The sequence below is a fragment of the Cellvibrio fontiphilus genome, from assembly GCF_042646205.1.
GTDB lineage: Bacteria > Pseudomonadota > Gammaproteobacteria > Pseudomonadales > Cellvibrionaceae > Cellvibrio > Cellvibrio fontiphilus_A.
In genome coordinates this window covers 46,393-72,420 of the sequence record NZ_JBHRTF010000004.1, presented here as the reverse complement: position 1 = coordinate 72,420, position 26,028 = coordinate 46,393, and the positions used below count along the sequence as shown (strand labels likewise).

Here is a 26,028-nt window from a genome sequence, read left to right as displayed (position 1 = left end):
CGTAATAACTGCAACGGGCAGCTGTTTTATTGAGCGCTTGACTGCGGTTTGGCAGCAGCTTCCGGCGCGCGGTTGCGAACAACCACTTCGCTACTCTGGGCAATGATGTTTAAACATTTCACGCCGGCCATTTCCAGGCTGTCGATAATTTCGGTGGTTTTACTTTGAATCATGGAGTGAATTAACAGCAGCGGAATCGCCGCGACCAAACCAAACGCGGTAGTGTTCATCGCCACCGCAATTGATGATGACAAGAGCGCGGCTTTTTCCGCCGGGTCAGCGCTGGCCACGGCAGTAAACGCCTGAATCAGGCCGATAATAGTGCCGAGCAACCCAAGCAGGGTGGCGATATTGGCGAGAGTCGCCAAATAAGGTGTGCGCTTTTCCAGGCGCGGCATAGCTTCCATCACCCCCTCTTCCATCGCCAATTCAATGTCATCGCGGCGTGGGGATTGCGCCATACGCGCAATGCCCGATGCAATAATCCGTGCGATAGGTGCGCTGCTGGATTTACCCAAATTCACTACCCCGTTGTAATCCTTTTTCTGCAGCATGGGCAGAATGCGCTCAAATGCCTGACGATTGGCCGACTTGGCGGTGGACAATACAATCCAGCGCTCAATAGCAATTGCCAAACCCGCCGCCAATACAATGGCAATGGGGTACATAAATGCGCCGCCATCCTGAAAAAAACGAATCAAAGTATCCATAACGCTATCAACCTCACCCAAAGAGAATGTTTAAAAAAATTAATCTGTCGTATCCAACTCGCCCGCTGCTTCCAGCTGGCGGGTTAATTCATCGCGCTCTACATGACCGAAAACAGCATCGGCTTCACTGCCCAACATTTCCATATCCAGCTCAGGGCTGAGCGGGGATTGCCAGGGCAAAATATACATAACCCGCGGCTGCTCCTGATTGCCGGTCACAGTCGTGCGCAAATTGATATTGGCTTCGCCGCGCGCAGGCTGATTCGGCGCTGCACTTTTTTTTGTTTCTGTTGCACCGCCTGTTATTTCTGTTGCCGACGGAGCTTCGTTTTGAACGGTTTGGTTTTGCACTTCATCCTCTTGTGCAACGCTGGCAAGCGAAGCGCACAGCGCTATCAAACACCATAATTTATTCATTCGAATCCCCCTCAGCAGCCGCTGGCGCTGCCTCTGTTGCTTTGGGCTTGGCGGCAATTCCCAAGCGGCGCTGCAAATCAGCAATCCAACTTTTTGCCTGTTTATCCTCGCCGCCCGTCAGCGCCAAATAGGCTTCAAAATGCGGCAAGGCCTCGGCGCTTTTGCCTAAATACAAATCGTAGAGAATCGCAATATTTTTGTGGCTGTCGGGATGATAGGGCCAAACACTCAGGGCTTTTTTGTAATTGTTTTCTGCCGCCGCAAAATTACCTGCCTCGCGCTGCAAAATGGCGAGCTGGTTGTAGGCATCCAAATTTGTATGATTGGCGTTGAGCGCATTGTTAAACGCTTGCTCTGCACGTTTATTTTCCTGTTGAGCGCGATAAACCAAACCCAAATTCAAATGCGCACCCGACAATTTGGGATCGGCCTGAATAATTTGCTGCAACAAATTTTCTGCCTGCCCCCATTGTTTATTGCGCATAGCGCGCGTGGCATCGGCAAACTGTTGGTTGAGTTCACGGCTGACCGCCGGCCTATTTTGCAGATAAGGGTTAGGCGTTGCCGGGCCGGCCGGCAAAATACTCGCCCCCGGTGCGGCCAGAGTTGCTTCTGCTGCGGGAGTTTTTTTACCCGTCGCTTTTTTTGGCGCGTTGCTGGAGCAGGCGGACAATACACTGAGCGCCGCTATTAACCAGACCCATGTTGCGCGCTTAGTGAATGTCATTGCTCACCTCCACACGCGTTTCCGGTTTGTTGTAGCGCGCCGGCAAAAGTTTGGCGAGTGCGTCAAAACTGCGTTTTACCCCCGCATCGTAAGTGCCTTTCCAACTGCGCTGAATATTGGCCTGATGGATTTCAATCGCCTTTTCTTCAAAGGGATAGGCTTGCTCCTCCAGCAAAATTTCATACTGCTCCAGCGCCAGTTCATCCAATTCTTTGGGGCGCTGCGAGGCCATTAAATCGCGACTGAGTTGCGCGTAAATCTCGCCAATTTTAAAACTCGCCTCAGTGGTAAATTCAGCCACTCCGTAACTCAATATTTGCTCTTGCGCTTTAAGTGCTTTTTCCAATGCAGCACGTTTGCGCTGCAAACTATTTTTTAACGGCAGCGTCAGTGGGATGCGAGTAAATTCATCGTAGGCGGGCTGTGCCAATTCCGCTTGAGCGCTCGCTGCCAGATAAGTAGAGCGATCCGTTTTAGCGGCGCCAGCGCGCTGGTGCGTGTTAATAATATTTTGCAGCCAGTAGAGACGTTTATCGCGCTCGCCCGAGGCTTTATACAATTCGGTTAATTTAAATTGCGCTTCAAGGTTGTTGGCCAGGGGGCGCGGATATTCCGTCGCGTAGCGGCGATACTGTTCAATCGCCTGGGCGCGCTTGCCGGATTTTTCATAGAGTTCGGCGCCCATGTACAGCGACTGGCGTTTTACATCCGGGTCGCTACTGGTGCGCTCCATCACCACCAATTCATCTGCGGCTTGTTGCCATTTATTTTGGTTTTGGTAAATCAACACCATTTTGGCGGGCAGGGTCGCGGTTAACGCGTTAGCGGGATATTTTTTGCGAAAACCCAAATATACATTTTCAGCCTGGGCCCACTTCTCCTGCTCAATTAAATAAACGCCGGCATCGTACTGTGCTTTGGCAGCTATCTCGGTATTGGGTGTCACTTGAGTGATGCGCATTAACTGGGCGATAGCGGTATCTTTATCGCCAAAAGTTAGACTCGCTTCGGCTTGCTGATAAATACTGGCCGCGATGCGCTCTTGCACTTGTTGCACACTGGGTGCGCCCGGTTTTTTACCAAAGGCCGGTAGCAAGTTCAGCACTTGCATATAGGCTTGCTCGGCAGCGGCATACTCTTTGGTTTCAAAACGACTGTGCCCCAAAATCAGCCAACTGGAAAATAGCAGGGAACCCTCGGCGGCGGGTTGCCATTGGATCACGCGCTCGGCAATTGTTTTTGCCTCTTCATAATTATTTTGTTGCAGCAAATCATTTGCCGCTTCTGCCAATACCACCACCGCACGCGGATCGGTTTTGTAGACATCGGCAAAATTCAGCGCATTTTGGATTTTACGGCGCTGCCATTCGTCCTGGCGATTATCGGGCAAACTGCGCGCCGATTGGATTAATTGCTGCGGCAGCAAAATGGCCGCGTAACCGGCATCAGCGCCGCGCAATTTATCCATATAGCCATAGGCCACTTGTTCGTAAGCGTCCATGGCCGCGGGCAAATCGCCCGCTTCGTTCAAACACTCGGCCAGCAAAAAAGTCATTTCTGCCACCTGCGCATCTTTGGCAAAAGTTTGCACAAATTCGCGATACCATTTTGCCGCGCGCGCAAAGGCACGCATAGCTTCGGAATTATTTTTTGCTTTGAGTGACTGCGCCTGTGCGTGTTCGTATTGCGCCAATTCCTGCAAGGATTGGTGCAAATAAGCGAGGGAATTATTGCCAATCACACCTTTGCGACTGGTCCAATAAAAACTGCTGATGCCATAGCGTTCAACAAAATCCTGTTTTGCCGGCAGTATCAAACTGGGAAAATTTCCCTCCTGATACACATCAATCACTTTGATGCTAAAACTCGGGGCAAAATCAGAATCGGGATTGTGCTGCACAAAATGCTGATAGGTTTCGGCGCTGTCGGTATAGCGCTTCTGCTCCAGATACAACTGCCCCAACTGCTGGTACAACATGTATTCGTAAGCGCGGCGGCCACCCAATTCGGTTTGCAAATTGACGATGGATTTTGCCCCATCCAAATAAGACAGCGACAAGCCCATTACGCGCAAGGTGTCTTTTACCAAATTGGCTTTTGATGGGCCTATATCGCCCAGAACCGCATCCACCTCCTCGGGGTTTGCCGCATTGCCCAATAGCTGATCCAGCACCTGCGCAAATGACAACAGCGCTAAATCGTAATCGCCACGTTTAAATTGCGACCAGCCGCGCATGTAGAGCGCATTTTGTTTTAATTCCGGATTGCTGCCATTGACCACTGCCGCGTAATTGCGCTCGGCCGCTGCATAGTCGCCATCGGCAAAAGATTTTTCCGCGCGCCGGAATTGGGTTTCCGCAATAAACCCCGAATCGGGTGCAGTCTCCGCTAACTGATCCAATACCTGTGCGGCCTCGTCGTTGCGACCATCCAGCGACAGGGCCTTGGCCAGTTTGTAACGCAGTTGATCGGCCGCAATACCGTTTGCAGGCGCAGTGCCCTCCGCTTGGGATTGCAGCAATTCGCGATACATGGCCACTGGCTTGTCGTAAAAACGGCGCATGTCCGTCGCATCCAGCTGCGCTTTTTCACTGCGGGTCATTTCCAGGTCGGCGAGGCGCACCAGAATTTGCTGGCGCAATTTGGGGTCTTCCGCGACGGCTAAGGCGCGCTGGTAACTCTGCTCAATACGCGCCATATCCACCACCGCCACCTTGGCTTTGGCATCGGGCAACGTCGCCTCGGGTAAATCAGCCAGGGTTTTGCCGCGGCCATCATCGCCCAAGCCAACATAACTACAGCCTTGCAGCTGGGCGGCGGCAATTGCGAGAACCAGAATCAGGCGCTTCATTCCGGTTGCCTCCGCAACTCTGCGTCATACAAACGAGCAACCGCCAAATGCGCTTGCGACAAATAATTTTTCAAGCGCAATTCATGGCTCGCCAATTGTTGATCCACCTGTTCGCGCAACAAGCGGGTTTGCGCAGCAATAAGTTCGTCTGTGGCCTGCAGGCGGCCGGCCGTTTCTGTTTGCAATGCCAGCAGGCGCGCTAACAGCGGTTGGATATCCAAACTGGTAGCAGTAATTTCATCGATATTGGCCAGTGTTTTTTGCGCAGCGGCCAAGGTGCTGTCGATCTGCGCCAATTCGCGCTGCTGCGCGGCCAGGGCAATGGGGTAGTGCTGTGCGGCGCGCCAGATCAAAATCCCCGCAAACATTTTATGGCGCTGCGCCAGTTCATCCGTCGCCTGACCTGCCGCTTGCATGCGCGCAATGGTTTCACCGGCCCGAGTAACCCGCGCCTGCAGCTCACGCGTTTCTTCATCGGCGAGGGCGAGATAATCGTCAGCGGCAGTGATTTGTTCCAGGCGCGCGGCAAACTCATCGCGACGCGCTTGCAGCGCCCGTGTCTGCGCCGCGAATGCCGACTGTGCCAACTGGCGCTCCTGGCGGCCGCGCAGGGCTTGTTTTTCCTGCAGTAAATCGCGGTAAGCCTGCAACTTTGGCTGCCAGGCTTGCAGGAGTCGCTGCAGGCGCAGTAAATCGCGCAGCTCCAATACCGCGGTCTGGAAACGGCTTTGGGCAAACAATTCGCTGAGGTAGGCAGAGCGGGTTTTGATGATGCTGGTGCTGTCTAACTTGAGCCAGTTCTGGCCATCATCCGTGATCACTGCGGTCACCCCATCGCCGGTCGTTTGCAGCGCGGCTTGCGCCTCTTTGGCTGGCAAAGGCTTGCTGTCAATCAGGGTTAATAACTCACCTTCGGTAAGGGTGGCACGCATATCGCGAATCAACTGGATTTCGCGCGCCAGTAACTCCTCCGCCTGTTCATAGGCGGCTACCGCTTCGCCCTGGGCGTTTAATTTTTCATAGGCATAGGGCAGCGCCAACAGCGATTCCTGTACGGCGGGGTACATCAAACTGCGGCTGCGCAACAACTGCCAGGGCTGCAGGGCTTTGGTGTATTCCTCTTGGGCGACAGCGGCCCAGCCGTAGCCCAGCAGGGCTTGATTGGCGTAGCTCCCCTCCAGCCGCACCTTGGTGAATTCGCGAATGGCCGCAGCGTATTTCTTTTCTGCAAGGTAGGCATAACCTAGGGCGGTATAGGCCTTGTCTTGCATGGCCCAGTGGATTTTGCGGCGGCGTATATCACCGGTTTCATCCATATCGGCCAGAGCGTTAAAAAAAGGCTGTGCCTGATCAAATTTGCCGAGACGGGCGTGGGCTGCCCCCAAATTGAAGAGGCTGTAAGGACTCCAACTGCCCAATTCCTGTTGCTCGATTTGTTTGGGCGTCAGCTGGCTGAAGTTCTCGTTGCGGATCAGGATATTGATTTGCAGCGCCTGCAATTGGGCGCGCAGCCCCGGCGAAAACCCGGCACTGACGCGATTGAACGCCTGATTGGCGGCGGCCCAATCACCGCGGGTGTAATGCAGTTTGCCCAAGTAAAACCAGGCGGCATCGCGCACTGACTGGGGCCGGCGCTCATCCTGGAGAATCTGGTTAAACACCGATTCGGCATGGTTTTGCATGCCAAAGGCGAGGCTGATACCGCCGGCAATCAACTCCGGGTTATCACTGTGCCCCTGAATGCCATCGCGGCTGTCCGCCACCATTAATTCGGCAATCGCGCTGACATAATCCTGCTGATAGTAGTGGTAGAGCGCCACGCCGTAGCGCAAGTCAGCCACCGCTGTTTTCAGCGGCTCATCGGCCTGCGCCCAACCCGCCAGCAACAAGGAGGGCCAGAGACAATATCTGAGGCAGGAGGCGATACGCGGCATTACATCTGCCATTGTTTGATGGTGAACTCAGGCTGCATCTGTGCCGTGGAATCGACAATTTTCAACTCCAGCACCACCGGCTCCTGATTTTTGGTGAGGGTAATTTTGGCGCCGCGTTTATAGTCTTGCTGCGGGCCACGGCCGGTAAAAAAGGCGCTGATTTCGTGTTCGCCGCTCTTTAAATTGCCAATATACAAGCGCTGCACGCCGCCACGGAACAGCGCTTTCGTTTGTTTATCGGTATACAGCTCGCTCGCAACCAACTGGTTGTTGATCTCCAGTTTGATGGCATCAAGCGCAAAATACTGCCCCAGATCCATGGAGACATAGACCGCGATTTGTGTACTGGCGGGGTATAACAATTCCTCCTCCAAAATCAGCAAATCGCGGTTGAGGGTGAGCACCGACTCTTTGAGCGATTCCACCTGGCCCGCTGTTTGCGCCCAGGCCGCAGGGCCCAGTAGTTGCCAGGTGACCAACACCGTCGCCAACAAGTTGCGCAATGAAAGAGGTGCTGCCAGAGAAAGCTGCCGGCGCAAGAAGTGAAACATGGTTTGTCTCCACTGAATGAATAGATCGCTCACTAACTTGGGCGGCAATCGGAAAGCCCAAAGCATTTTGTAGACCAATTAGCACGCCGCGATAAAAACCGCCTAATTAGCAACTTGCGTCACTTTTATTATGCGAACCAATACGCATAGATATGAGAAAAATAATAGCGTTTGGTTTTGTGGAAGCCGGGATTTTGTGCGGCGGGCACTTTTTGTTCAACCAGAGGAGAGCGCCAACTTACGTTTTATGTCGTCAATTAACAATTTGCGCGCAATCGGCGAGGCGCGGCTTCAGCGATGCTCTATCCATACAAGGGTCAATCAACCATCGCACCGCTAGCGGGGGTCGGTCAAACCCTGACTGTAAAGCACTTTGCCCTGACTGGTGATGATCACCGCATCAAAACCCGGCAGCTGATTGATCAACGCCAGGCCGCGCTCTGGGCCCATTACAAACACGCTGGTAGAGAGCGGATCGGTATCAAACCCAACAGGCCCAATGATGGTCACACTATTAATGCCCTTACTGGGCTTGCCAGTGCCCGGATTGATGATGTGATGCACTCGCTCGCCAGTGTCGGCAATAAAGTAGCGCTCGTAATCGCCGGAGGTAGACACGGCAACATTTTCCAACGGCAGGCTGATGGCCACAGCATCAGCGCGCGGATTTTTAATACCCACCAACCAGGGGCGACCGCGCTTGTCGCCCACCACCCGGCTGTCGCCACCCGCGCTGAAACTGGCATGGGTTATACCGTAGCGATGCAAAATCGCTACCCCTTGGTCAACCGCGTAACCCTTGGCAATGCCACCCAAATCTATATACAGCTGCGGATGTGCAAACCAGACTGTGTGCCGGTTTTTGTCCAGGTGAATCAAACGATAGTTAATCGCGGGTAGCAGCGCCTCGCGCTGGGCTTCGCTGGGAGATAGCTTGTTGCGATAATCGTAATAGCGCGCCAAAGAGGCAAAGGTGATATCAAACGCCCCCTGGGTAAGCCCGCTGTAATACAGCGATTTATCGATCAAGCGGCTAAGTTCAGGTGAGATCGCCAGTGGTTTTTCTGCAGTCGCATGTACCGCTTGGCGGTTGACGCGGGACAATTCACTGGTGTCGATATAGGGGCTGAACTGCTGGTCGATGCGCTCCATTTCTGCCATGACCTCGGCAAGCGCCCTGGCGGCGGCTGCCTCATCCTCAAGCCAAAAGGTCAGGCTGAGACGGGTGCCCATGGCATCCCAGGTTTTACTGTGCCAATTGGCTTGGGCGGCGGCGGTAAAAGCGAGCAACAATAGCATCAGTATGAGGCGCATCTGTATTGGCCGATTTACAGGTTCATATCTACGCGGTAATGCGTTTTGCCCTGTTCATCCACCCTATCCTCCTGCGCAAACATGGCGAGCAGATCCATGGCGTTAGCCGACTGGAAAAAGGCTTTGGGCCCGGCCAGTTCGCCAGTCACCTTGCCACCGCTGGGCGCCATAAACTCCAGGGTCAGGTTGACATCGATTGGCCCCGCCAGCTGAAACAACTGCGCCTTGATACCATTATTGCCGTTGTCGGCAAGTTCGGCGGCGTAGCTGCCAATATCCAGCCAGTTTGTGCCGGTATTTACCCTGGCACCATTCCAGGTCAGCTTGCCCTGAAGGGATTCGAGTACATTGCCACGCAATTGCAAATGGTCGATATGGGATGAAAACTGGCCCTGAATAGGAACGGGCAAATAAGTTTGCAAGAGCGCGGAAGGCACCAAAATATCGGCACTGTGCACTTGCAAGCGACCACCGCTGCCGGCGCAAACCTCCCCTTCAAACTGCTGCTGGGGCAAGCGGGTGGTTAGCTGGGCGCAGGGCGAAAGGGTGAGCAGTGAAAATGGCTTTAACTGCCAGCTTAACTGGCCGAGTGAGTACTCGCGTGTTGGGGTGCGCAGGCTTGCCAGACTGGCGCGACCATCCCAGAGGGTGCCGGTTATGCCACTCAGCGCCAAACCTGAGCCGCGAGTCAATAAATAACCGCCCCAGGAAGCGGGAATTCGCGCTATAGCAAACACTAAAAAAAGCGCCAAACCGAGAGGAATCCACAATTTTTTGTGCGCAGACAGTGAGTTGATTATTGGGGTCATAGTGATCGCTAGCTGAAGAGAATAAATATCGGTGAGGATTGGCGGTTAGCGCTTTTGCAACCGCAGGTTGACAGTGACCTGCCCCACATCATTCGTGGCAGCTATGGATAAATCACTCACACTAATACCCTGCTTGAACTCCATTTCGTAGAGCCACTGCATGAGCGGTTCGTAGGCAGCGCGCTCCAATCGCACCCGCACTTCACCGTTGGCACCCGGCTGGAAGCCACTCATGCTGAGACCGTTGGCGCGCAGGGAAGAATCAATCACCCCGCTAATATTGCCGGCATTGGTATTGGCACCCTCACTGCGCATTTGCTGGATTTGCGCCGCCATAATTTGCACCTTGCCGAGCGCCTGGGTTGAGGCGGTATTGGCCGCTAGTAACTGATCGCGTTTATTCTGGATTGGCACTAGCACCACTAACCACAGCAAGTACAGAGCGACGGCCAACGCGCACACCAAAATCATCAGTTGCTCGCGACGGTTATATTTATTAAGCAGGGTAAATAGCTGGTTCATTGTCTAAGCCCTAAGGATTTTTGCTGACTTTGAGACGCGCCGACTGCACATTGCCCTGAGCATTGGCGCTCAGAACCTCGGCGTTCAGCCCTTGGTCGCGAATTTTCTGACTCAGCGATTCAAATGCACCAAAGCTGTCAGCCTGGATGTTGATATTCAGCTCGCCCAAATCCCCGGCGTAGGAAATACCTTTAATGCTCACCGAGGGCACACCGGCAATTTGCGGCATAGCCACTGCAAGCAGCTCGATTACGCTGGCTGATTGGCCCGTTGGTTGATTTTGGCGCAAGATCGCAGCCAATTGTTTTTCCGCATCCACCACCCGCCCCTGCGGAATGGCGAGGCGTGCCGCCGCTTCGATTTGCTGACGAATTTTGAGGTTATCGGCTCCTAGTTTATGAATCTCATAAAGTAGTGTGCCCAAGTGAACCGCTACACAAACGCCAGCAAAAATGGCGATAGAGCGCCACAACTTCCACCAGCGTTCAACTGGCAAACGCTGGGAGAAATCGCCCTGGCACAGGTCGATAGAACTGTTACTAAAATCCAGCGCCCAGGGGTCTGCAAGGGTTTGACTCGCAATTTGCGCTTGCAGCCCGGGCGGAATCATCTCTACCAGTGCCGCCAGATCTTGCTCACTGGCCGCGCGCAAATGCAGGGCGGGCAACTGCTCACCACTCACTTGCTCGGCGAGCAACAACTGCAGTGCCAACCGCCCTTGGGCATAGGCGACACTAAACCCCATGGTCGCGGCATAGCGCAGCTGCACCTGTCCCTCATAGAGCCCCAGTGTCCAGTGGGCACCGGCTTCGCTGCTAGCATCCTGCGCCAAAGGCTGGGTGAGCGGCGCACTCCAGCAATGAGTTACCTCAATGCCCATGGCTGCCAACTCGGCAAAAGCGGCCTGCAGCCAGGTTTTGTCGGCGTAGGCAACCACTACCTTGCCCTCCGCAGGTGTGCCTAGCGCAAAGTGCAGCTCTTCTACGTCACCCACAACTGAATCTTCCAACTGGAACGGCAAGAGGTTGCGCAGATGTTTCTTTTCTTTATCGGAATATTCCAATTGACGCGTGCTGACACGGCTGCCAGGTAATATCACCCAAGCACCCAGCGGCGCGCTGGTGTGCGAACTGACTGCCAGGCGCAGCGCTTCGCGGTCGCCACAGGCAATAGCATCATTGGCCGGGGTTCCATCCGCTCCCAGCCAGCACCAGCGAAAGCTGTCGGCGAGGCTTTTACCATCTTCGGAGGTATTTACGGCGAGCACCAATTGCATGGACATAATTTGCTCTAACTCTGATCACATTAGGGTTGCGGCTTAATCGACCAACTCGGTTTTGCCACTCTTTTTATCTTGTTCATTGCGCACCGCGCTGGGCAATTCAAATACATCATCGCGCTGGATAGCCTTGAGGCTGTTATTTTCACCGCGCTGCATCAGGGTGCGCATACTGCGGCGCTGCTCTACCAATTGCACGGTTGCATTGAGCCAAAAATAATTTGTTTTTACCGTTAAACCATCCAGCACCAGGTTGCGCCCCGAGAATAATTTATTCCAGGCCTCGCTGATTACCGAGGCATCCGCAAAGCCGGTCTCCGGCCGCTCGGCGATGAACTGTTCCGCTTCAGCGGGGCTCAGGGGCTCTAGGTTGGTGGCATCGTTCAGAGTTAACAGCAGGTTGTTAATGCCTTCACCAAAAGGGCTGACCGGATCAATGGTATTGATATTCATGCCCACCTTGTCGCCGGGAAGCACAGTCACAAAGGGCTGCAGGCGCAATACCAGTTGTGGCAACTCATTAAAACCGCGCACCAAGCGCAATTCATCAATCGATTTAAAGGGTGCATTTGCCGGCAGATAGCCGTCTTGCAAACCCTGATAATAATTGGACTCTGCCCCACCCATACCCGATTCGGTATCGTCGGGATCAATCCAATCAACAACAGCCTCAAGCAAGTACTCCGCCTCATTCTGACTCAGCGGAAACTCCGGAAAAGTCTGCAACAAGCGAATGAACCGCCGCTGGGGTTCCGAATAACGCTCAGGGTCGCCAATGGGTTTTTCAGCCACCAGAGGATTGAGCAGATCATTCATGTTCAATTGGGCGCTGGCATCAGCCAACTGCGCCACACCGGTTACACCCTCATCCTCAATTGGCACCTGAGCGCTCCAATCCTCGCCCAGAAAGTCGATGTTGGGGTCGTTATCGGCCACACTGAACATCAACTTGGCCACCTCTTCCGTGCCCTCCAAAAACGCCCTCGCCTGGGCGCCGTGCCAACGTGATTCGGCACGCGCCAAACCCAATTGGTATTGCGCTGCAAATTTCACACTCAGCCCTGCTACCAGCGCCACTATGAGCAACACCAGTACCAATACTGTGCCGCGCTGGCGAGCTGCTGGTGAGCCACCAAAGGCAGAGCAGGTATTACTGCTCGGGCAGGGCAAAAAGACGCGCACTGGGCCCTACTCCTTTCACGTCGATGGTAATTTCTACCGCCAGAGGTAATCCCACGGCACCCTGTAAGCTGCTATCCGGCCATTGTTGCAGCCAGTCATCGGCAAACTCACGCCCTTCCAATGCACTCTTACCGCGGGAAGTGATAATGCCCTGATGTAAAAACCGCAGCTGTAAATCATCCACGTTTTCCAACAAAAGTTGATGCAATGCATCCTCTTCCATGTCGATATCCGCCAGTTCGCGGTTGTACTCGGGCATAAAATCACGCCACAACTTTCCCTCGGCAACGCGATAGCTCACCAGCTGCAAATCGCTACGCGGTAAGTTGGCAAAATTCACCCAGCCGCGACGCTTGAAATACAGCACAGGTTGATCGGCATTTTCACCGGAGGAGCGCAAACTTTCGCCTTGGAATAAAGCATTTCTGTCGCTCGCCAAGGGCGGTTGTATATGGCGCAAATCCGCGGCAATTATTTGCCAGGCGCGATCCAGCCGATTAATTTCTTCCAGCACCTCGTTGGTGCGCTGGGCGCCTTTATCGGCAGCATCCAATGACTGGAAGGCCATGACCGCAATCAGCGCCGAAATCACCAGCGCAATCAGCACCTCCAATAGGGTAAAACCCTGTTGCGCCAAACGCCCGGGCTTACTGGACAACGTCAGGATCACTGATATACCCCGTCAAACGCGCAAGTGCCGGCTGATCCTCATTGAACATCGCCGAACCCAGCGAAGCGCCCTCTGCCGGCCCCATTAGACGCACGGCAATTTCGACTCGCTTGAAGCCTTTCACCGGCAGGGTATCCATCGCGATGGTGTTTAACTGCCAATGCCAGCGCAACCCGGCCAGATCAACCAAACCTGAGTCCTTTTCCGGCACCTGATAACTGGGCAATGCACCTTTGGATTTCTGCTGTTGCAGGAGGCGCACACGCGCCAATTGGTTTTCCGCCACCCAATGCGCGTAAGTTTTATCGCGTATAGCACCCGAGCCATCGAGCTGGGTCATCACCAGAGTGATCAGGGCCGGTAGCGCCATAGCCACAATCATCAGCGCGATCATGGACTCCAGCAACGTAAATCCCCGCTGCCGGCGATTGCAACAAGGCCTGAACCCCAGCAATCTCTTCATCGTCCGCGCTGCTCCTCTTCCAAGCGTTTTTCTTCGTTGATCCAGCGCAGCTCGCCGGTAATTTCCAGCTCAAATAGCTGGGTCTCCTCTTCGTCATCACTTTGTGTTTGATCGGGAAACAAACTTATTTCTACCATGGCGGAGGCATCGCCACTGGGGAAAAAACCTAAGACCGGTTCCTGTATCTCCAGTTCGGGGTCGAACTCCCAAAGTTCATCCTCTAACCTGAATTCAATGACCAAGCCTTCATCGAGACAAGACTGGGGCAACTCAGGCACCGCCTGCCATTGGCTATCGCGGATGCGCATCCAGGTGTAACACCACTGCTCAGTGGCATCTATGTCCTGCGCTGGGCGCAACTCCACGAACAAACCGTGGGTTTCACCTTTAAGCACTGATTGCTCAGCGACATAAGAAGCCTGCAACATAAATGTTTCAGCGGCTTTTTTTGTGCGCTCAGCAAAGGAATTACCGCCAACCGAGATAGAGATAACGCTCACCGCCATGCCGATAATAAACACGACAAAAATAATTTCGATGAGCGTAAATCCGCGCTCGCGAGCACTCACTCGATCAGCTCCGTTGCATACTGGTTACTGCTCATCCCACACGCTGATGTCAGCATTCTGGCCTTCCCCACCGGTTACCCCATCGGCACCCAGGCTGTAGATATCGTATTCATGGCCATCCGCCGGGCTCATGTATTGATAGTCGTTGCCCCATGGATCCTTACTCAGCGAGTCCAGATAACCGCTGGATTTAAAGTTGCGTGGCACTGGCGCGATCGAAGTTTTGGTCACCAGCGCTTCCAGGCCTTGCTCGGTGGTCGGGAAGTTGAAATTATCGATGCGATACAGCTTTAAGGCAGTTTGAATTGCACTGAAATCGGCACGCGCCTTCTGCACGTTGGCCTTATCCAGGTTATCCATCACGTTGGGAACCACAATGCCAGCCAAGAGGCCGATGATGATTACTACAACCATAATTTCCACCAGCGTAAAACCTGCCTGACGCAGCGGAGATTTGGCCGAAGAGACTTGCGTTTTGTTAAACATAAAAGCTCCTAAAGTGTCGCGTGTTTTGGGTTTACACCGGGTTAACCCAGTTTTGTCATTTCAAAAATCGGGGTCAGGATTGCCAGTACAATCACGCACACGGCACCACCCATAAAAATAATCGTGGCGGGTTCAAGTAACCCCATGGCTACGCCCAACATCATTTCCAGTTCGCGCTCCTGATCTTTGGAGGCGTTGTCCAGCTGTTGTGGCAGGGTGCCATTGGTTTCACCGCTGGCGACCAATTGCACCAACAGCGGTGGAAAGTGACCGGTATTTTCCATGGCGCGACTCAGACTCATACCTTCGCGCACCGCCGCAGCAACCTGATCACAGGCCTCTTGCAGCACTTTATTGGTCATCACCTGACCGGAAATATTCAGCGCTTGTAGCAGTGGCACACCACTGGCAGATAATAAACTTAAGGTGGCCGCAAACCGCGCCGAGTTGATCTGTTTAACCAGCTCACCGATAACCGGTAATTTCAATTGCACCACGTGCCAGGCACGCAGGCGTTTGGGGTCGCGCATCAGGCGTTTGATAAAAAAATACAGGGCGATAAGCGCGACAAAAAGATAGACGCCGTAGTTCATCAAGAATTCACTGGTGGCAATCAAGCCCTCGGTCAGGGCCGGCAATTCACGCTTGCCCTGCTCAAATATTTTGACCAGCTTTGGCACCACCAACACCATGAGCGCAATAATTACCGCCAAGCTCACGACCAGCATAACAACGGGGTAGATCATCGCCATTTTGATACGCTGCTGCAGCTGCTGGCTGGTTTGGGTGTAGTCAGCCAAGCGCTCCAACACCGGGCTCAAATAGCCGGACCCTTCACCGGCGCGCACCAAAGCGCGATACATGTCATTGAACGCAGTAGGGTTATCACCCAACGCTTGGGCGAGACTAAAACCTTCCAGAACTTTGGTACGCACCTGCAGCACCACACGCTTCACGTTCGCCTTCTGCGATTGTTTGGCGGTAGCATGCAAGGCTTCATCTAGCGGCAAACCGGATTTCACCAACGACGCCAACTGGCGGGTAATCAAGCTGAGTTCGCGGGTGCTTAGACGACTAGCGCGACGACGCGACCAAGCCGAAAGATCCAAACCATCACCGGTATTGGCTTGAGCTTCACTGCCGGCGCCTAAAACTTCCAGTGGCTTGAGTTTTTTGGCGCGCAACTGTGAGCGTATGTGTCGCTCGGAATCCCCCTCAAGGATACCCTTGACAGTTTTCCCGTCTTCATTCAGCGCCTTGTAACTGTAGGCTCCCATATTCCTACCTTTACAACTGCGTTGTCACACGCAGTACTTCTTCAATACTGGTGATGCCATTAAGTACACATTGACGGCCGTCATCGCTCATGGATGCGCTGTGTTTACGCGCCTCAGCCAACAGCTCTTGCTCGCCGGCCTGTTCGTGGATCAGGTGACGCAAACGCTCGTTGATTTCAATCAGCTCGTAAATCCCCTTACGCCCGCGATACCCCTGATGATTACAGTGTTTACAGCCGCTCGCCGCCGGGCGCCAGATGGCAGTCTCCGCAGGCAGTTTGAGCATATCGCGCTCGGCATCGCTGGGAAGATATTGCTCTTTGCAATGAGAGCAAAGTACCCGCACCAGACGCTGCGCCATCACCACTTCAAGACTGGAAGCGAGCAGGAAGGGCTCCACACCCATATCTTTCAACCGCAGCACAGCACCAATCGCAGTGTTGGTGTGCAAAGTCGATAACACCAGGTGACCCGTCAGGGAAGCCTGGATGGCAATTTCGGCCGTTTCACCATCGCGAATTTCACCCACCATCACCACATCCGGGTCTTGGCGGAGAATGGCGCGCAAACCGCGCGCAAAGGTCATATCCACCTTGGTATTAACCTGGGTTTGACCTATACCCGGCAAAAGATATTCCACCGGATCTTCGATGGTCAGGATATTGCGGCTGCGGGTATTGATATGGCTCAAACCGGCATAGAGCGTAGTGGTTTTACCCGAGCCCGTAGGGCCGGTAACCAGAATAATGCCGTGAGGTTTAAGCAGGTTTTTGGTGAGGCGCTCGTACACCAATTGCGGCATTTGCAGCTGTTCCAGGCGCAACTGGCCGGCAGCCTGGTCGAGTAGACGCAATACTATGCGCTCACCAAATGCAGAGGGGATAGTGGAAACACGAATATCCACCGCATGGCCCGCGAGACGCACAGTAATACGCCCATCTTGTGGCAGGCGTTTTTCGGCGATATCCAAACGCGCCATCACCTTCAGGCGCGACACCAATACCGGCGCCAATTCGGCTTTGGGTGATAGCACTTCGGTTAACACACCATCGATACGAAAGCGCACCGATACACGATCTTCAAACGGCTCAAGGTGGATATCTGAAGCTCCTTCGCGCACCGCTTGCGAAAGGATGGCATTGATCAGGCGAATAATAGGCGCATCGTCGTCGCCCGCGAGCAGGTCGGTGCGGTCGGCCAGATCATCGGCCATGGAGGACAGGTCGAATTCGTTGCCTAAATCTTCCGCCGCACGCTGGGCGGCACCATCGCCGCTTTGGTATTCGCGGGTCAGACGTTTCTGAAAATCTTCGGTCGGCAGTTCTTCAAGTAGCAGATCCGGCCCCAAAATACGCTGCAGCTCCAGTAAAACCTCGAGTTTGAGGCCCGGTTTGTGCAGCACTCTTGGCAGCCCATCGGCAGTAGACTCATCCAACATTACGCCATGGGCTGACGCATAACCAAAAGGCAAGCGCTCATAAACAGCCGGCTCAGGCGCAGCCAGTTGTTCGCCCAAAGGCAGAGCTTCATCCAGCTGCTCACTCACGATCACTGCTCCCCTGTCGCCTCGGTGGAACTGGCATCCACAGGCAGTGATTGACGGTAGCGCTCGATCTGCTCTTCCCACTCTGGCAATACCGGAATATCGCCATTGTTTAGCAACAGCCCTTTGCTGCGACGGGTTTCAATTTGCTTCTCGCGGATCGCCTGGTATTTCTCAGCAGTTGCACCGGTCAATACACGATCATCGCGGATGATGGTTGGGCGAATGAAAATCAGCAGGTTGGTTTTGACCTTTTTGGAAGTCTGGCTGCGGAACAGGTGCCCCAAAACCGGAATGCTACCCAGCACGGGAACACGACTGTTGGATACCAACACATCATCTTTAATCAAACCGCCCAGGACGACAGTTTGGCCGTCGGCAGAGAGTATCTGGGTCTTGACTTCGCGCTTACTGGTGACCGGCCCGTCTTCGGTTGAGCGAACCACACTGGAAATTTCCTGTTCAATATCCAGCACTATGCTGTCGCCTTCGTTGATATGCGGCGTAACCTGTAGCTTGATACCCACATCTTCACGATTGATCGTATTGAAGGGACTACTGAAGCCGGTGTTACCCGTAGTTCCCGTATTACCTAAGCCAGAATAAGAGCCTGTTCGGAACGGAACTTGCTCACCAACCAGGATCGATGCTTCGGTATTGTCTGTGGTCAACAGGTTTGGCGTGGAGAGAATATTGCTCGAATCGTCGGTCTGGAGCATTTTCAGTACAGCCAGGAAGTCAGTTTTTCCACCCAGCCGCCCAACACCAAAAAGCTGGCCGGGAATGCCCGCAACGCCAGCAGCCAATTGAACAAGGGAATCGCCAGACGAGCCATTTTCTTCCAAATCTATAGCGGCAGCACCTACAGCACCCAAGGCGCCACTGTTGGTTGAACCACCAAAACCAACATCATCATTGCGATACATCCACTCAATACCGAGCGACTTATCATTGCCGCTGGAAAGCTCAACAATAATCGCCTCAACCAGAACCTGGGCGCGACGGATATCCAGACTATCTACAATCGATAACAGTGTATCCATTGTGTCGACATCGGCGGTAATCAGCACCGAATTGGTTGCCTCATCAGCCTGCACTGCAGGTTGTGCTGTGTTGGCTGGAGCACCCTCTGCCTGCTTGCCCTGCCCCAGACTCTGCAACATCCCGGAGAGTACCTTGGCAACATCTTCTGCCTTGGCGTATTTCAGGTAAAACACCCGCACGTTACTGTTTTTGGATTGTGGGCGATCAAGGTCATTGATCAAAAACTTGAGGCGCTGACGTGTTAAATCGTCACCGCTAATCACTACGGCATTAGTACGCTTGTCTGCGACAATCACGGGGGGCGCGGTAGTCATGCCGCGGTTAGGGTCGGGCTTTTCCAATTGGGTAAGCATGGCCACTACATCCGCAGAATTGGCGTAGCGCAGCGGTATTACATCGGTATGGGTGCTGCCAATTTTGTCCAGCTGCACCACCAGCTCGCTAATCCGCGCGGCGTTAGCGCGGGTATCGGTGATGATCAAAGCGTTACTGGGCTCGTAGGTGGTTAAATGCCCATACTGTGGCACCAGCGGACGCAATGCAGCCAGGATTTTGGCAGCACTGGTATTTTTTAACGGTATAACCTGGGTGATGTAAAGGTCATCGCGCTCTTTGACACTACTTTCGGTGGGGATAGCAAACTGACGCGCATCGCGGTTCATCACCACCCGAACTATGTTACCGCTTTCAACCGCGGTAAACCCGTGAACATCCAGGGACGCAAGAAACAGCTCATAAAGCTCCTTGGCGTTTAGCGGACGGGTATTAATTACTTTGATCGGACCGCGCACCTTGGGGTCGATAATGATGGTTTTGCCTGTAAGCCCGGCGATGGACTTGATCACGTCCTGAATATCGGTGTCGTTAAAATTAACCGACCAGCGCATTTCACCCTGACCTTCAACTGCCTGCACCTGGGCAACGGCAGAGCTACTCAAGCCAATCAGTGCCGACAATAGCAGGCCGCCAAACGTCCGGCGAAGCACTACCCTGCGGGAGCTGATCTTGTTATTGTCACGACCTTTGAACCGGATCACACAGACCTCACTTGAGCATTACGTCTAGATTTACTGTACTGCCACCGCGTCTGATTTCCAGATTCGCTGATGTGGCACTACCCATACTTTTATAGATTTCCATCACCTTGCCAGGCGCACTTAATGGCACACCATTGACAGCGGTGACTATGTCATCTGCCTGCAACCCCAGGGAATTAAATAACTCCGCATTACGCCCGGGGCGAATCTTGTAACCCACCACTTGCCCGCCTTCGCGGTAAATGCTCATCGCAACCACATCCGCCAGAGTTTTACTCACCTCTGTCATGGAAGGCTCAGGTGAAGGCGAGGGCGAATTCTGTACTGGATTGCGATCAGGGCTAAGCGCTTGCGGCTGGAAATTTTGCGCACCCGCATTAGGTGCAGGTGGCACAAAATGGCTATTGGTGAGCTTGGGGGCATTGGGGTCATCCTTAAACATCCACAAGGATTCAAAATTGCCGTTGTTATTAATAATTACGCGCACATCCAACACTTTGGCCAAAGTGACTTTATTACCCACGGGCAAAGTATCCCCCACGGCATAAACATCCGCCTTGTCGCCCGCAACAATAATTGCCCGCGCCGCCGATTCGGTAGTACTGCCAATAACGCCGCGCAATACCAGATTTAGCTGGGTATCTGTATTTGCTTCTATATCAGTTGCCGCTGCGGGCGCCTGCTCTACCACAGGCGCTACCGCTACATCACCAAAAGGTTTGAGTGATTTAAGCTGGGAAATATTAACTGCTTCTGTAGGGCCTGCACTTGTTGTTTGCGGATCGCTAGCCAACAGCGAAAGACTGGCTGGGGGGATTTCCGGGGTGGGCACCACCAACCATAAAAGACGCGCCAAACTGTGGCTAAGCCAAACGACCAACACCAAAGTCACCAACCACTGCCAGCGACTGAGAGGCACACGATTGATAAATGCGACAAAACGACGCAGCTGGAGCTCCAGTTGCGCAGTGCGCTGTTCAAAAACAGCTCGATTCGATTGCAATCTCTCTTGCATGGGTATGACTGTGTCCTTCACGCTGGCTGACGACAGGAATGACGTGGGGATGGCAATTATCAGACGTATCAAAAGCTTAGTGCGTTATGTTTATCAAAGCCACGGGATTCTACTCCATCCATATTACAAAAGCGAAATAGTCCGTTTGCCCGCAAACTCTTGCGGCATAAGCATTTTGGCGAATATTGGATAGCGAAGTAGAAGAGAAGTTGCAACGGAATAAAAATCTGCGAAGGGAGACACAAAAAATACACATTCAAACGAAAAAACCCCGACTGCTAAGGGGGCAATCAGGGTTTTTTACAGGATGAGTACCATACCTTGGCAATACGGGGGCTTTATTCCATTCAACTCCTTGCGACTGCCGCGTCCTGCGACAAGCTCCTATGGCAATCATTATTGATGAACCAGACGTCAGTTTATAGTGGCGAAGCTCTGTATGTTTTGTAGGAAATATCTCACAAGCCTGCCAGCCAAAACGCCTGCAGTTTTATGACAGCAGGTTTATAATCCGCCGCCAAGAGCCAATCGCCAGCGAGACACCCCTATGCCCCCCAAGAAAAAAAGCATCGATTTCGAGCAGTCGCTCGCTACGCTTGAAAACCTGGTCAACCGGATGGAGCAGGGCGACATGACCCTTGAAGAATCGCTGCAAGCCTTTGAGACCGGCATAGCACTGACGCGCGAGTGTCAAACCCGTTTGGCGGCGGCAGAACATCAAGTGAATAAACTGATTGAACAACAAGGCAATATAAACCTTGCGCCTTTTGATGATGCTGATGAAGGCGACCATTAATGCAGCAGGATTTTAAAACCTTCGCCAGCAACTGCCGGCAGCGTGTCGATACAGCCCTTGACCTGCATTTCCCTGCCGGCGACGACCCTACACAGTTGCGCGCCGCCATGCGCTACAGCCTGTTTAACGGTGGCAAGCGAGTACGCCCTACACTGGCCTATGCAGCTGCGCTGGCAATAAAACCGGAGCTGGATTTAAGCCTGATCGACCCAATTGCCTGCGCTTTGGAGTGCTTGCACTCCTACAGTTTGGTGCACGATGACCTCCCAGCCATGGACGATGATGACCTGCGCCGCGGCAAACCCACCTGCCATATCGCGTTTAATGAAGCCAGCGCCATACTTGCTGGAGATGGCTTACAGACTCTGGCATTTGACCTGCTCACCCAAACCCGGCTGCCAGCCAGCACCCAGATCCAACTGGTTCGCGAACTAGCCCAGGGCTCGGGCGCCCACGGCATGGTCTTGGGCCAAGCCATAGATTTAGCCGCAGTTGATCACCAACTCAACCTCGCCCAATTGGAACAGATGCACAACCATAAAACCGGTGCATTGATTCGCGCGGCTGTGGCCATGGGCGCCCTTGCCGCCGAAGCAACCCACACTCAATTAGCCGCGCTGGACACCTACGCATCCGCTATTGGCCTCGCCTTTCAGGTACAGGACGACATTTTGGATGTGACTGGCGACACTGCAACAATCGGTAAACAGCAGGGGGCAGATATAGCCAAAAACAAGCCCACTTACGTATCACTATTGGGCTTGGAAAGCGCCAAACACAAAGCAGCGGAATTACACCAGCAAGCTATTTCCGCACTGAATGAGTTTGGCGACAGCGCCAGCTATTTGCGCGATTTGGCGCGCTATATAGTAGAAAGGTCAAACTAGCCAAGCATCGCGCAAGCTGCCTACAATGGCCGATGGCCAGACGATAATCAGACTGAAGACATTTAATGCATAACGAGATCCCAACCTCCCGCCCGCATACCCCGCTGCTTGATAGCATCAACAGCCCCGAGGAACTGCGCGCCCTGAGTGAAAAGCAGCTACCGCAACTCGCCGATGAGCTGCGCGCCTTCCTGCTTTACAGCGTCGGCCAAACAGGCGGTCACTTCGGCGCCGGGCTGGGTGTAGTGGAGCTGACAATTGCACTGCATTATGTCTATCAAACCCCGGAAGACCGACTGGTATGGGACGTAGGCCACCAGACCTATCCCCACAAAATTCTCACCTCGCGCCGCGAGCGCATGGCCAGCATCCGCCAGGGCGGCGGGCTTTCCGGTTTCCCCAAACGCGAAGAAAGCGAGTTTGATACTTTTGGTGTAGGCCACTCCAGCACCTCCATTAGCGCCGCCCAGGGCATGGCAATTGGCGCCAAAATGGCGGGAATCGAACGCAAAGTTGCGGCCATTATCGGCGACGGCGCCATGACCGCCGGCATGGCGTTTGAAGCGTTAAATCACGCCGCTCACACCGAAACCGACATGTTAGTCATCCTCAATGACAACAACATGTCTATCTCCCCCAATGTGGGCGGCCTGTCCACCTATCTATCCAAAATCTGGGCAAGCAAGTTTTACAACTCGCTGCGCGAGGGCAGCAAGCAGGTGCTGGGCAAGATACCGCCAGCCTGGGAGTTCGCGCGCCGCACCGAGGAGCACTTCAAAGGCTTTATGTCGCCGGGTACCCTGTTTGAAGAAATGGGGTTTAACTACGTAGGCCCTATCAACGGCCACGACCTTGGCGATCTGGTGCGCTGCTTGCGCAACCTACGCGAAATCAAGGGCCCCAAGCTGTTGCATATCATCACCCAAAAAGGCAAGGGTTTTGAGCCGGCGGAACTGGATCCGGTGGGCTACCACGCGCTCAACAAAATTGAGCCGAAGAAAGCCGAACTGGGCGCCGTGGATGCCCCCAAAAAAGTGAAGTATCAGGATGTATTTGGCCGCTGGCTGTGCGACATGGCCGCACAGGATGAAAGACTGGTTGGCATCACCCCCGCCATGTGCGAAGGCTCTGGCATGGTGGAGTTTGCTGCACACTTCCCCGAGCGTTTTTACGATGTCGCCATCGCTGAACAACACGCAGTGACACTGGCAGCCGGCATGGCCTGCGAAGGCCAGAAGCCAGTAGTGGCAATTTACTCCACCTTCTTGCAGCGCGCTTATGACCAACTGATCCACGATGTTGCACTGCAGAATCTGGATGTCACCTTTGCCATTGACCGCGCGGGCCTTGTGGGCGAAGACGGCCCCACCCATGCCGGCAGCTTTGATATCAGCTTCCTGCGCTGCATTCCCAACATGGTGATTGCCGCCCCCAGCGATGAAAACGAGTGCCGCCAACTGCTCTATACCGCCTACCAACACACTGGGCCGGCTGCGGTGCGCTATCCACGCGGCACAGGTGTGGGCGCCACCATCGAGCGCGAGCTAACAGCACTACCTATCGGCAAAGCTGTTATCAAACGTGAGGGCAAACAAGTCGCCCTGCTCTGTTTTGGGCCGCTGCTGGCAACAGCCCAGCAAGTCGCCGACAAGTTCAACTACACCCTGGTTGACATGCGCTTTGTAAAACCACTGGATGGCGCGCTTATTGTGCAGATGGCCGGCACACACCAACTTATAGTGACACTGGAAGAAAACGCCATTGCCGGCGGCGCAGGCAGCGCGGTGACTGAATACCTCAATGCACTCGGCCTGCAGTGTCCGATACTGCAACTGGGCTTTGCAGATGAGTTTGTCGATCACGACAACCAAAAACAGCAACTGGCGCAGCAGGGGCTGGATGCCAAAACCATTGGCGAGCGTATTAGCCAGCGCTTGAAGACAACAACCCCCGATACCATCTCACTCGTGCAATAATCGGATTATTCAAGAGCTTAGTCAGGACACACAAAGCTGGAACACCACCGGACTTACTTGCGAGGAGCATTTCACCTTGCCATCCGCTAAAGCTGACCATGCCCAAGGGCTGCTGTTATTTCGCCTGCACAACCAACAAGTGTTTGGCCTTGGCACACTTAAAATTCAGGAGTTGGTGCCCTTCCAGCCCGTTACCCCTATGGTTAACCAGCACCCGGGAATTTTGGGCGCGCTGAATATTCGCGGCCAGACCATGCCCATCGTTGATCTGGCTGCAGCTATAGGCAAGGGCGCAACCCCGCAGGACATGCTCGCCAAAAGTTTTATTATTGTCACCGATGTACAGCGCCAGAAGGTGGGCTTTCTGGTGCGGCAAATCGAGCGCATTGCCGATGCCAACTGGCGCGACATAAGTGCGCCCGACAAATTTCTGGGCAACCATATCTACATCACCGGCGTCACGCGGGTGGACGACCAGCTAGTGCAATTGCTGGATGTAGAAGTGATTATGGCGCGCCTCTTCCCGCTCGACGCCTCCAAAGCCACCGCCACTATTACTGACATAGAGCGCGAACAGTTGCGCCCACTGCGCATTCTGCTGGTAGACGACTCGCGCACTGCCCGCAAACAGTTGAGCGACTCGCTCGATGCTATCAACGTGAAATATCAGGTCACAGACGACGGCCAAAAAGCGCTGGATATAATGCGCGCCGCCGCCCGACAAGGGCAGCCAATCGACCTGCTGGTCAGCGATATAGAAATGCCCGGACTGGATGGTTACGAACTGGCGTTTGCGGTACGCGACGATAAGCAGTTGGCGGGCGCCTACATTATCCTGCACACCTCACTGTCCAGCAGTATCAGTGTCAGCCAGGCACGTCAGGTGGGTGCGGATGAGGCTCTCACCAAGTTTGACGCGCGCGAATTAATCGACGCCATGCTGCGCGGCGCGGCCAAAAAGCCGCACTAAGCCTCCAACCCCCAAGGCGCAACACCGCCGGCAAAACGCTCCGCCAGAAAATCGATAAATAGACGCACCTTGGGCGCCAAATGGCGCTGCTGGGGGTAGACCACCCAAACACCGGCATCGGTGAAGCGATAATCATCCAATACCGACTGCAGGCGCCCATCGGCCAAAAATGTATCCACGTAATAATCCGGCAATTGCGCCAACCCCAAGCCTTTAAGCGCCGCATCCAGCAAGGCTGGGCCGGAATTAGCCTGCCAGTTGCCGCGCACCTGCAAATCCTTGCGCTGCCCGGCGTCACTTAACAGCCAATAACCGCGTGTGCCCACCAGACAGTTGTGGCGCTCCAAATCAGTTAGTGTCTGCGGCGGGGCGATGCGCGCCAAGTAGGCGGGCGACCCCACAATGTATTCGCGCCGGTCACACAACCGCTTGGCGATGAGGGTGGATTCGCGCATTACCCCCATGCGAATCGCCAGATCGAATCCCTCTTCGATCAACTCCACCTGCCGATTGCTGAAATACATCTGCACCTTCAATTGCGGGTAGAGCAGCTGGAAGTCATTCACCAGCGGCGCTATGTAGCGGTCGCCAAAGGTAGTGGCGGCGGTAATTTTAAGCAGCCCGGTGGGTTGCCCCTGATGGTGCTGCAGTAGCGATTCAGCTTCGCGCAGGCCATCAAACAAATGGCGACAGCTGTCGTAATAAAGCTGGCCGGCATCGGTGAGGCGAATCTGGCGCGTGGTGCGATAGAGCAGCTGGGTGCCCAACTGCTGCTCTAGCTGGCTCACCAACCGGCTCACGTGGGAGTTGGATACCTGCAAATCCCGCGCTGCCGCCGCAAAACTGCCAAATCTGACCACGGCGATAAATGCCTCTACCCGCTCCCAATGCTGCATTGTTGCCTCATAGCAATAATTAAGTGATTTTCAGCCGACTTATTGCCGCTGAATCACTAGTCTACACTTTGCCACCGGAAATTCCCCCTGTTGGGATTAATCG

The 26,028-nt window shown here is 54.0% G+C and carries 24 protein-coding genes; 4 read left to right on the top strand and 20 right to left on the bottom strand.

The window, feature by feature from the left end:
* Positions 1–26 precede the first annotated feature (26 nt).
* The 19 genes from ACFODX_RS09000 to gspC all read right to left on the bottom strand — a co-directional run bounded on the left by ACFODX_RS09000 (position 27) and on the right by gspC (position 20,400).
* Positions 27–710 carry a MotA/TolQ/ExbB proton channel family protein gene (locus tag ACFODX_RS09000; RefSeq protein WP_378118253.1) on the bottom strand — a complete coding sequence of 228 codons (684 nt, stop codon included), beginning with the start codon at positions 708–710 and terminating at the stop codon, positions 27–29.
* 39 nt (positions 711–749) lie between these two features.
* Positions 750–1,127 carry a hypothetical protein gene (locus tag ACFODX_RS08995; RefSeq protein ID WP_378118250.1) on the bottom strand — a complete coding sequence of 126 codons (378 nt, stop codon included), beginning with the start codon at positions 1,125–1,127 and terminating at the stop codon, positions 750–752.
* Positions 1,120–1,854 carry a tetratricopeptide repeat protein gene (locus ACFODX_RS08990; RefSeq protein ID WP_378118248.1) on the bottom strand — a complete coding sequence of 245 codons (735 nt, stop codon included), beginning with the start codon at positions 1,852–1,854 and terminating at the stop codon, positions 1,120–1,122. The genes ACFODX_RS08995 and ACFODX_RS08990 overlap by 8 nt, the downstream gene beginning before the upstream one ends.
* Positions 1,841–4,705: a tetratricopeptide repeat protein gene (locus tag ACFODX_RS08985; RefSeq protein ID WP_378118246.1), complete on the bottom strand. Its 2,865-nt coding sequence runs from the start codon at positions 4,703–4,705 to the stop codon at positions 1,841–1,843. The genes ACFODX_RS08990 and ACFODX_RS08985 overlap by 14 nt, the downstream gene beginning before the upstream one ends.
* Positions 4,702–6,639: a hypothetical protein gene (locus tag ACFODX_RS08980; protein ID WP_378118244.1), complete on the bottom strand. Its 1,938-nt coding sequence runs from the start codon at positions 6,637–6,639 to the stop codon at positions 4,702–4,704. Before ACFODX_RS08980 ends, ACFODX_RS08985 begins: the two co-directional genes overlap by 4 nt.
* Positions 6,639–7,190: an AraC family transcriptional regulator gene (locus ACFODX_RS08975; RefSeq protein WP_378118242.1), complete on the bottom strand. Its 552-nt coding sequence runs from the start codon at positions 7,188–7,190 to the stop codon at positions 6,639–6,641. Before ACFODX_RS08975 ends, ACFODX_RS08980 begins: the two co-directional genes overlap by 1 nt.
* A gap of 336 nt (positions 7,191–7,526) precedes the next feature.
* Positions 7,527–8,504: an FAD:protein FMN transferase gene (locus ACFODX_RS08970; RefSeq protein ID WP_378118240.1), complete on the bottom strand. Its 978-nt coding sequence runs from the start codon at positions 8,502–8,504 to the stop codon at positions 7,527–7,529.
* 14 nt (positions 8,505–8,518) lie between these two features.
* Positions 8,519–9,313, bottom strand: a complete 795-nt coding sequence (locus ACFODX_RS08965; RefSeq protein ID WP_378118238.1) for a type II secretion system protein N — start codon at positions 9,311–9,313, stop codon at positions 8,519–8,521.
* 45 nt (positions 9,314–9,358) lie between these two features.
* Positions 9,359–9,835, bottom strand: coding sequence for a type II secretion system protein GspM (gspM, locus tag ACFODX_RS08960; protein ID WP_378118236.1), 477 nt, complete (start codon positions 9,833–9,835; stop codon positions 9,359–9,361).
* A 10-nt stretch (positions 9,836–9,845) separates the two neighbouring features.
* Entirely contained in the window at positions 9,846–11,117 is a 1,272-nt protein-coding gene (gene gspL, locus ACFODX_RS08955; protein WP_378118234.1) for a type II secretion system protein GspL, read from the bottom strand.
* A 36-nt stretch (positions 11,118–11,153) separates the two neighbouring features.
* The gene (gene gspK, locus ACFODX_RS08950) at positions 11,154–12,296 is read right to left on the bottom strand and encodes a type II secretion system minor pseudopilin GspK (RefSeq protein ID WP_378118232.1); all 1,143 of its coding nucleotides are present in this window, start codon (positions 12,294–12,296) and stop codon (positions 11,154–11,156) included.
* Positions 12,265–12,966: a type II secretion system minor pseudopilin GspJ gene (gene gspJ, locus ACFODX_RS08945; RefSeq protein WP_378118230.1), complete on the bottom strand. Its 702-nt coding sequence runs from the start codon at positions 12,964–12,966 to the stop codon at positions 12,265–12,267. Before gspJ ends, gspK begins: the two co-directional genes overlap by 32 nt.
* Positions 12,944–13,429, bottom strand: coding sequence for a type II secretion system minor pseudopilin GspI (gspI, locus tag ACFODX_RS08940; RefSeq protein ID WP_378118228.1), 486 nt, complete (start codon positions 13,427–13,429; stop codon positions 12,944–12,946). The genes gspJ and gspI overlap by 23 nt, the downstream gene beginning before the upstream one ends.
* Positions 13,426–13,998 (bottom strand): prepilin-type N-terminal cleavage/methylation domain-containing protein, encoded by a 573-nt coding sequence (locus ACFODX_RS08935; protein ID WP_378118226.1) that lies wholly within the window; start codon positions 13,996–13,998, stop codon positions 13,426–13,428. The genes gspI and ACFODX_RS08935 overlap by 4 nt, the downstream gene beginning before the upstream one ends.
* Positions 13,999–14,022: 24 nt before the next feature.
* Positions 14,023–14,484 carry a type II secretion system major pseudopilin GspG gene (gene gspG / locus ACFODX_RS08930; RefSeq protein ID WP_378118224.1) on the bottom strand — a complete coding sequence of 154 codons (462 nt, stop codon included), beginning with the start codon at positions 14,482–14,484 and terminating at the stop codon, positions 14,023–14,025.
* Positions 14,485–14,525: 41 nt separating this feature from the next.
* Positions 14,526–15,761 carry a type II secretion system inner membrane protein GspF gene (gspF, locus tag ACFODX_RS08925; RefSeq protein WP_378118222.1) on the bottom strand — a complete coding sequence of 412 codons (1,236 nt, stop codon included), beginning with the start codon at positions 15,759–15,761 and terminating at the stop codon, positions 14,526–14,528.
* Between the two features lie 10 nt (positions 15,762–15,771).
* Positions 15,772–17,295 carry a type II secretion system ATPase GspE gene (gspE, locus tag ACFODX_RS08920; protein WP_378120068.1) on the bottom strand — a complete coding sequence of 508 codons (1,524 nt, stop codon included), beginning with the start codon at positions 17,293–17,295 and terminating at the stop codon, positions 15,772–15,774.
* A gap of 14 nt (positions 17,296–17,309) precedes the next feature.
* Complete coding sequence (gene gspD / locus ACFODX_RS08915; RefSeq protein WP_378118220.1) at positions 17,310–19,385, bottom strand: type II secretion system secretin GspD; 2,076 nt, start codon at positions 19,383–19,385, stop codon at positions 17,310–17,312.
* Between the two features lie 7 nt (positions 19,386–19,392).
* Positions 19,393–20,400: a type II secretion system protein GspC gene (gene gspC, locus ACFODX_RS08910; RefSeq protein ID WP_378118218.1), complete on the bottom strand. Its 1,008-nt coding sequence runs from the start codon at positions 20,398–20,400 to the stop codon at positions 19,393–19,395.
* A 547-nt stretch (positions 20,401–20,947) separates the two neighbouring features.
* Between gspC and ACFODX_RS08905 the strand changes: the two genes are divergently transcribed.
* The 4 genes from ACFODX_RS08905 (at position 20,948) to ACFODX_RS08890 (ending at position 25,029) form a co-directional block, all read left to right on the top strand.
* A complete protein-coding gene (locus tag ACFODX_RS08905) occupies positions 20,948–21,196 on the top strand; it encodes an exodeoxyribonuclease VII small subunit (protein WP_378118216.1) in 249 nt (82 codons plus the stop codon).
* On the top strand, positions 21,196–22,083 hold the full coding sequence (gene ispA, locus ACFODX_RS08900) for a (2E,6E)-farnesyl diphosphate synthase (RefSeq protein WP_378118214.1): 888 nt from the start codon (positions 21,196–21,198) through the stop codon (positions 22,081–22,083). The genes ACFODX_RS08905 and ispA overlap by 1 nt, the downstream gene beginning before the upstream one ends.
* 65 nt (positions 22,084–22,148) lie before the next feature.
* The gene (gene dxs / locus ACFODX_RS08895) at positions 22,149–24,059 is read left to right on the top strand and encodes a 1-deoxy-D-xylulose-5-phosphate synthase (protein WP_378118212.1); all 1,911 of its coding nucleotides are present in this window, start codon (positions 22,149–22,151) and stop codon (positions 24,057–24,059) included.
* 76 nt (positions 24,060–24,135) lie between these two features.
* A complete protein-coding gene (locus tag ACFODX_RS08890; protein ID WP_378118210.1) occupies positions 24,136–25,029 on the top strand; it encodes a chemotaxis protein in 894 nt (297 codons plus the stop codon).
* Here the strand turns inward: ACFODX_RS08890 and ACFODX_RS08885 are convergent.
* Positions 25,026–25,925 carry a LysR family transcriptional regulator gene (locus ACFODX_RS08885; protein ID WP_378118208.1) on the bottom strand — a complete coding sequence of 300 codons (900 nt, stop codon included), beginning with the start codon at positions 25,923–25,925 and terminating at the stop codon, positions 25,026–25,028. The genes ACFODX_RS08890 and ACFODX_RS08885 overlap by 4 nt on opposite strands.
* Between the last annotated feature and the right edge of the window lie 103 nt (positions 25,926–26,028).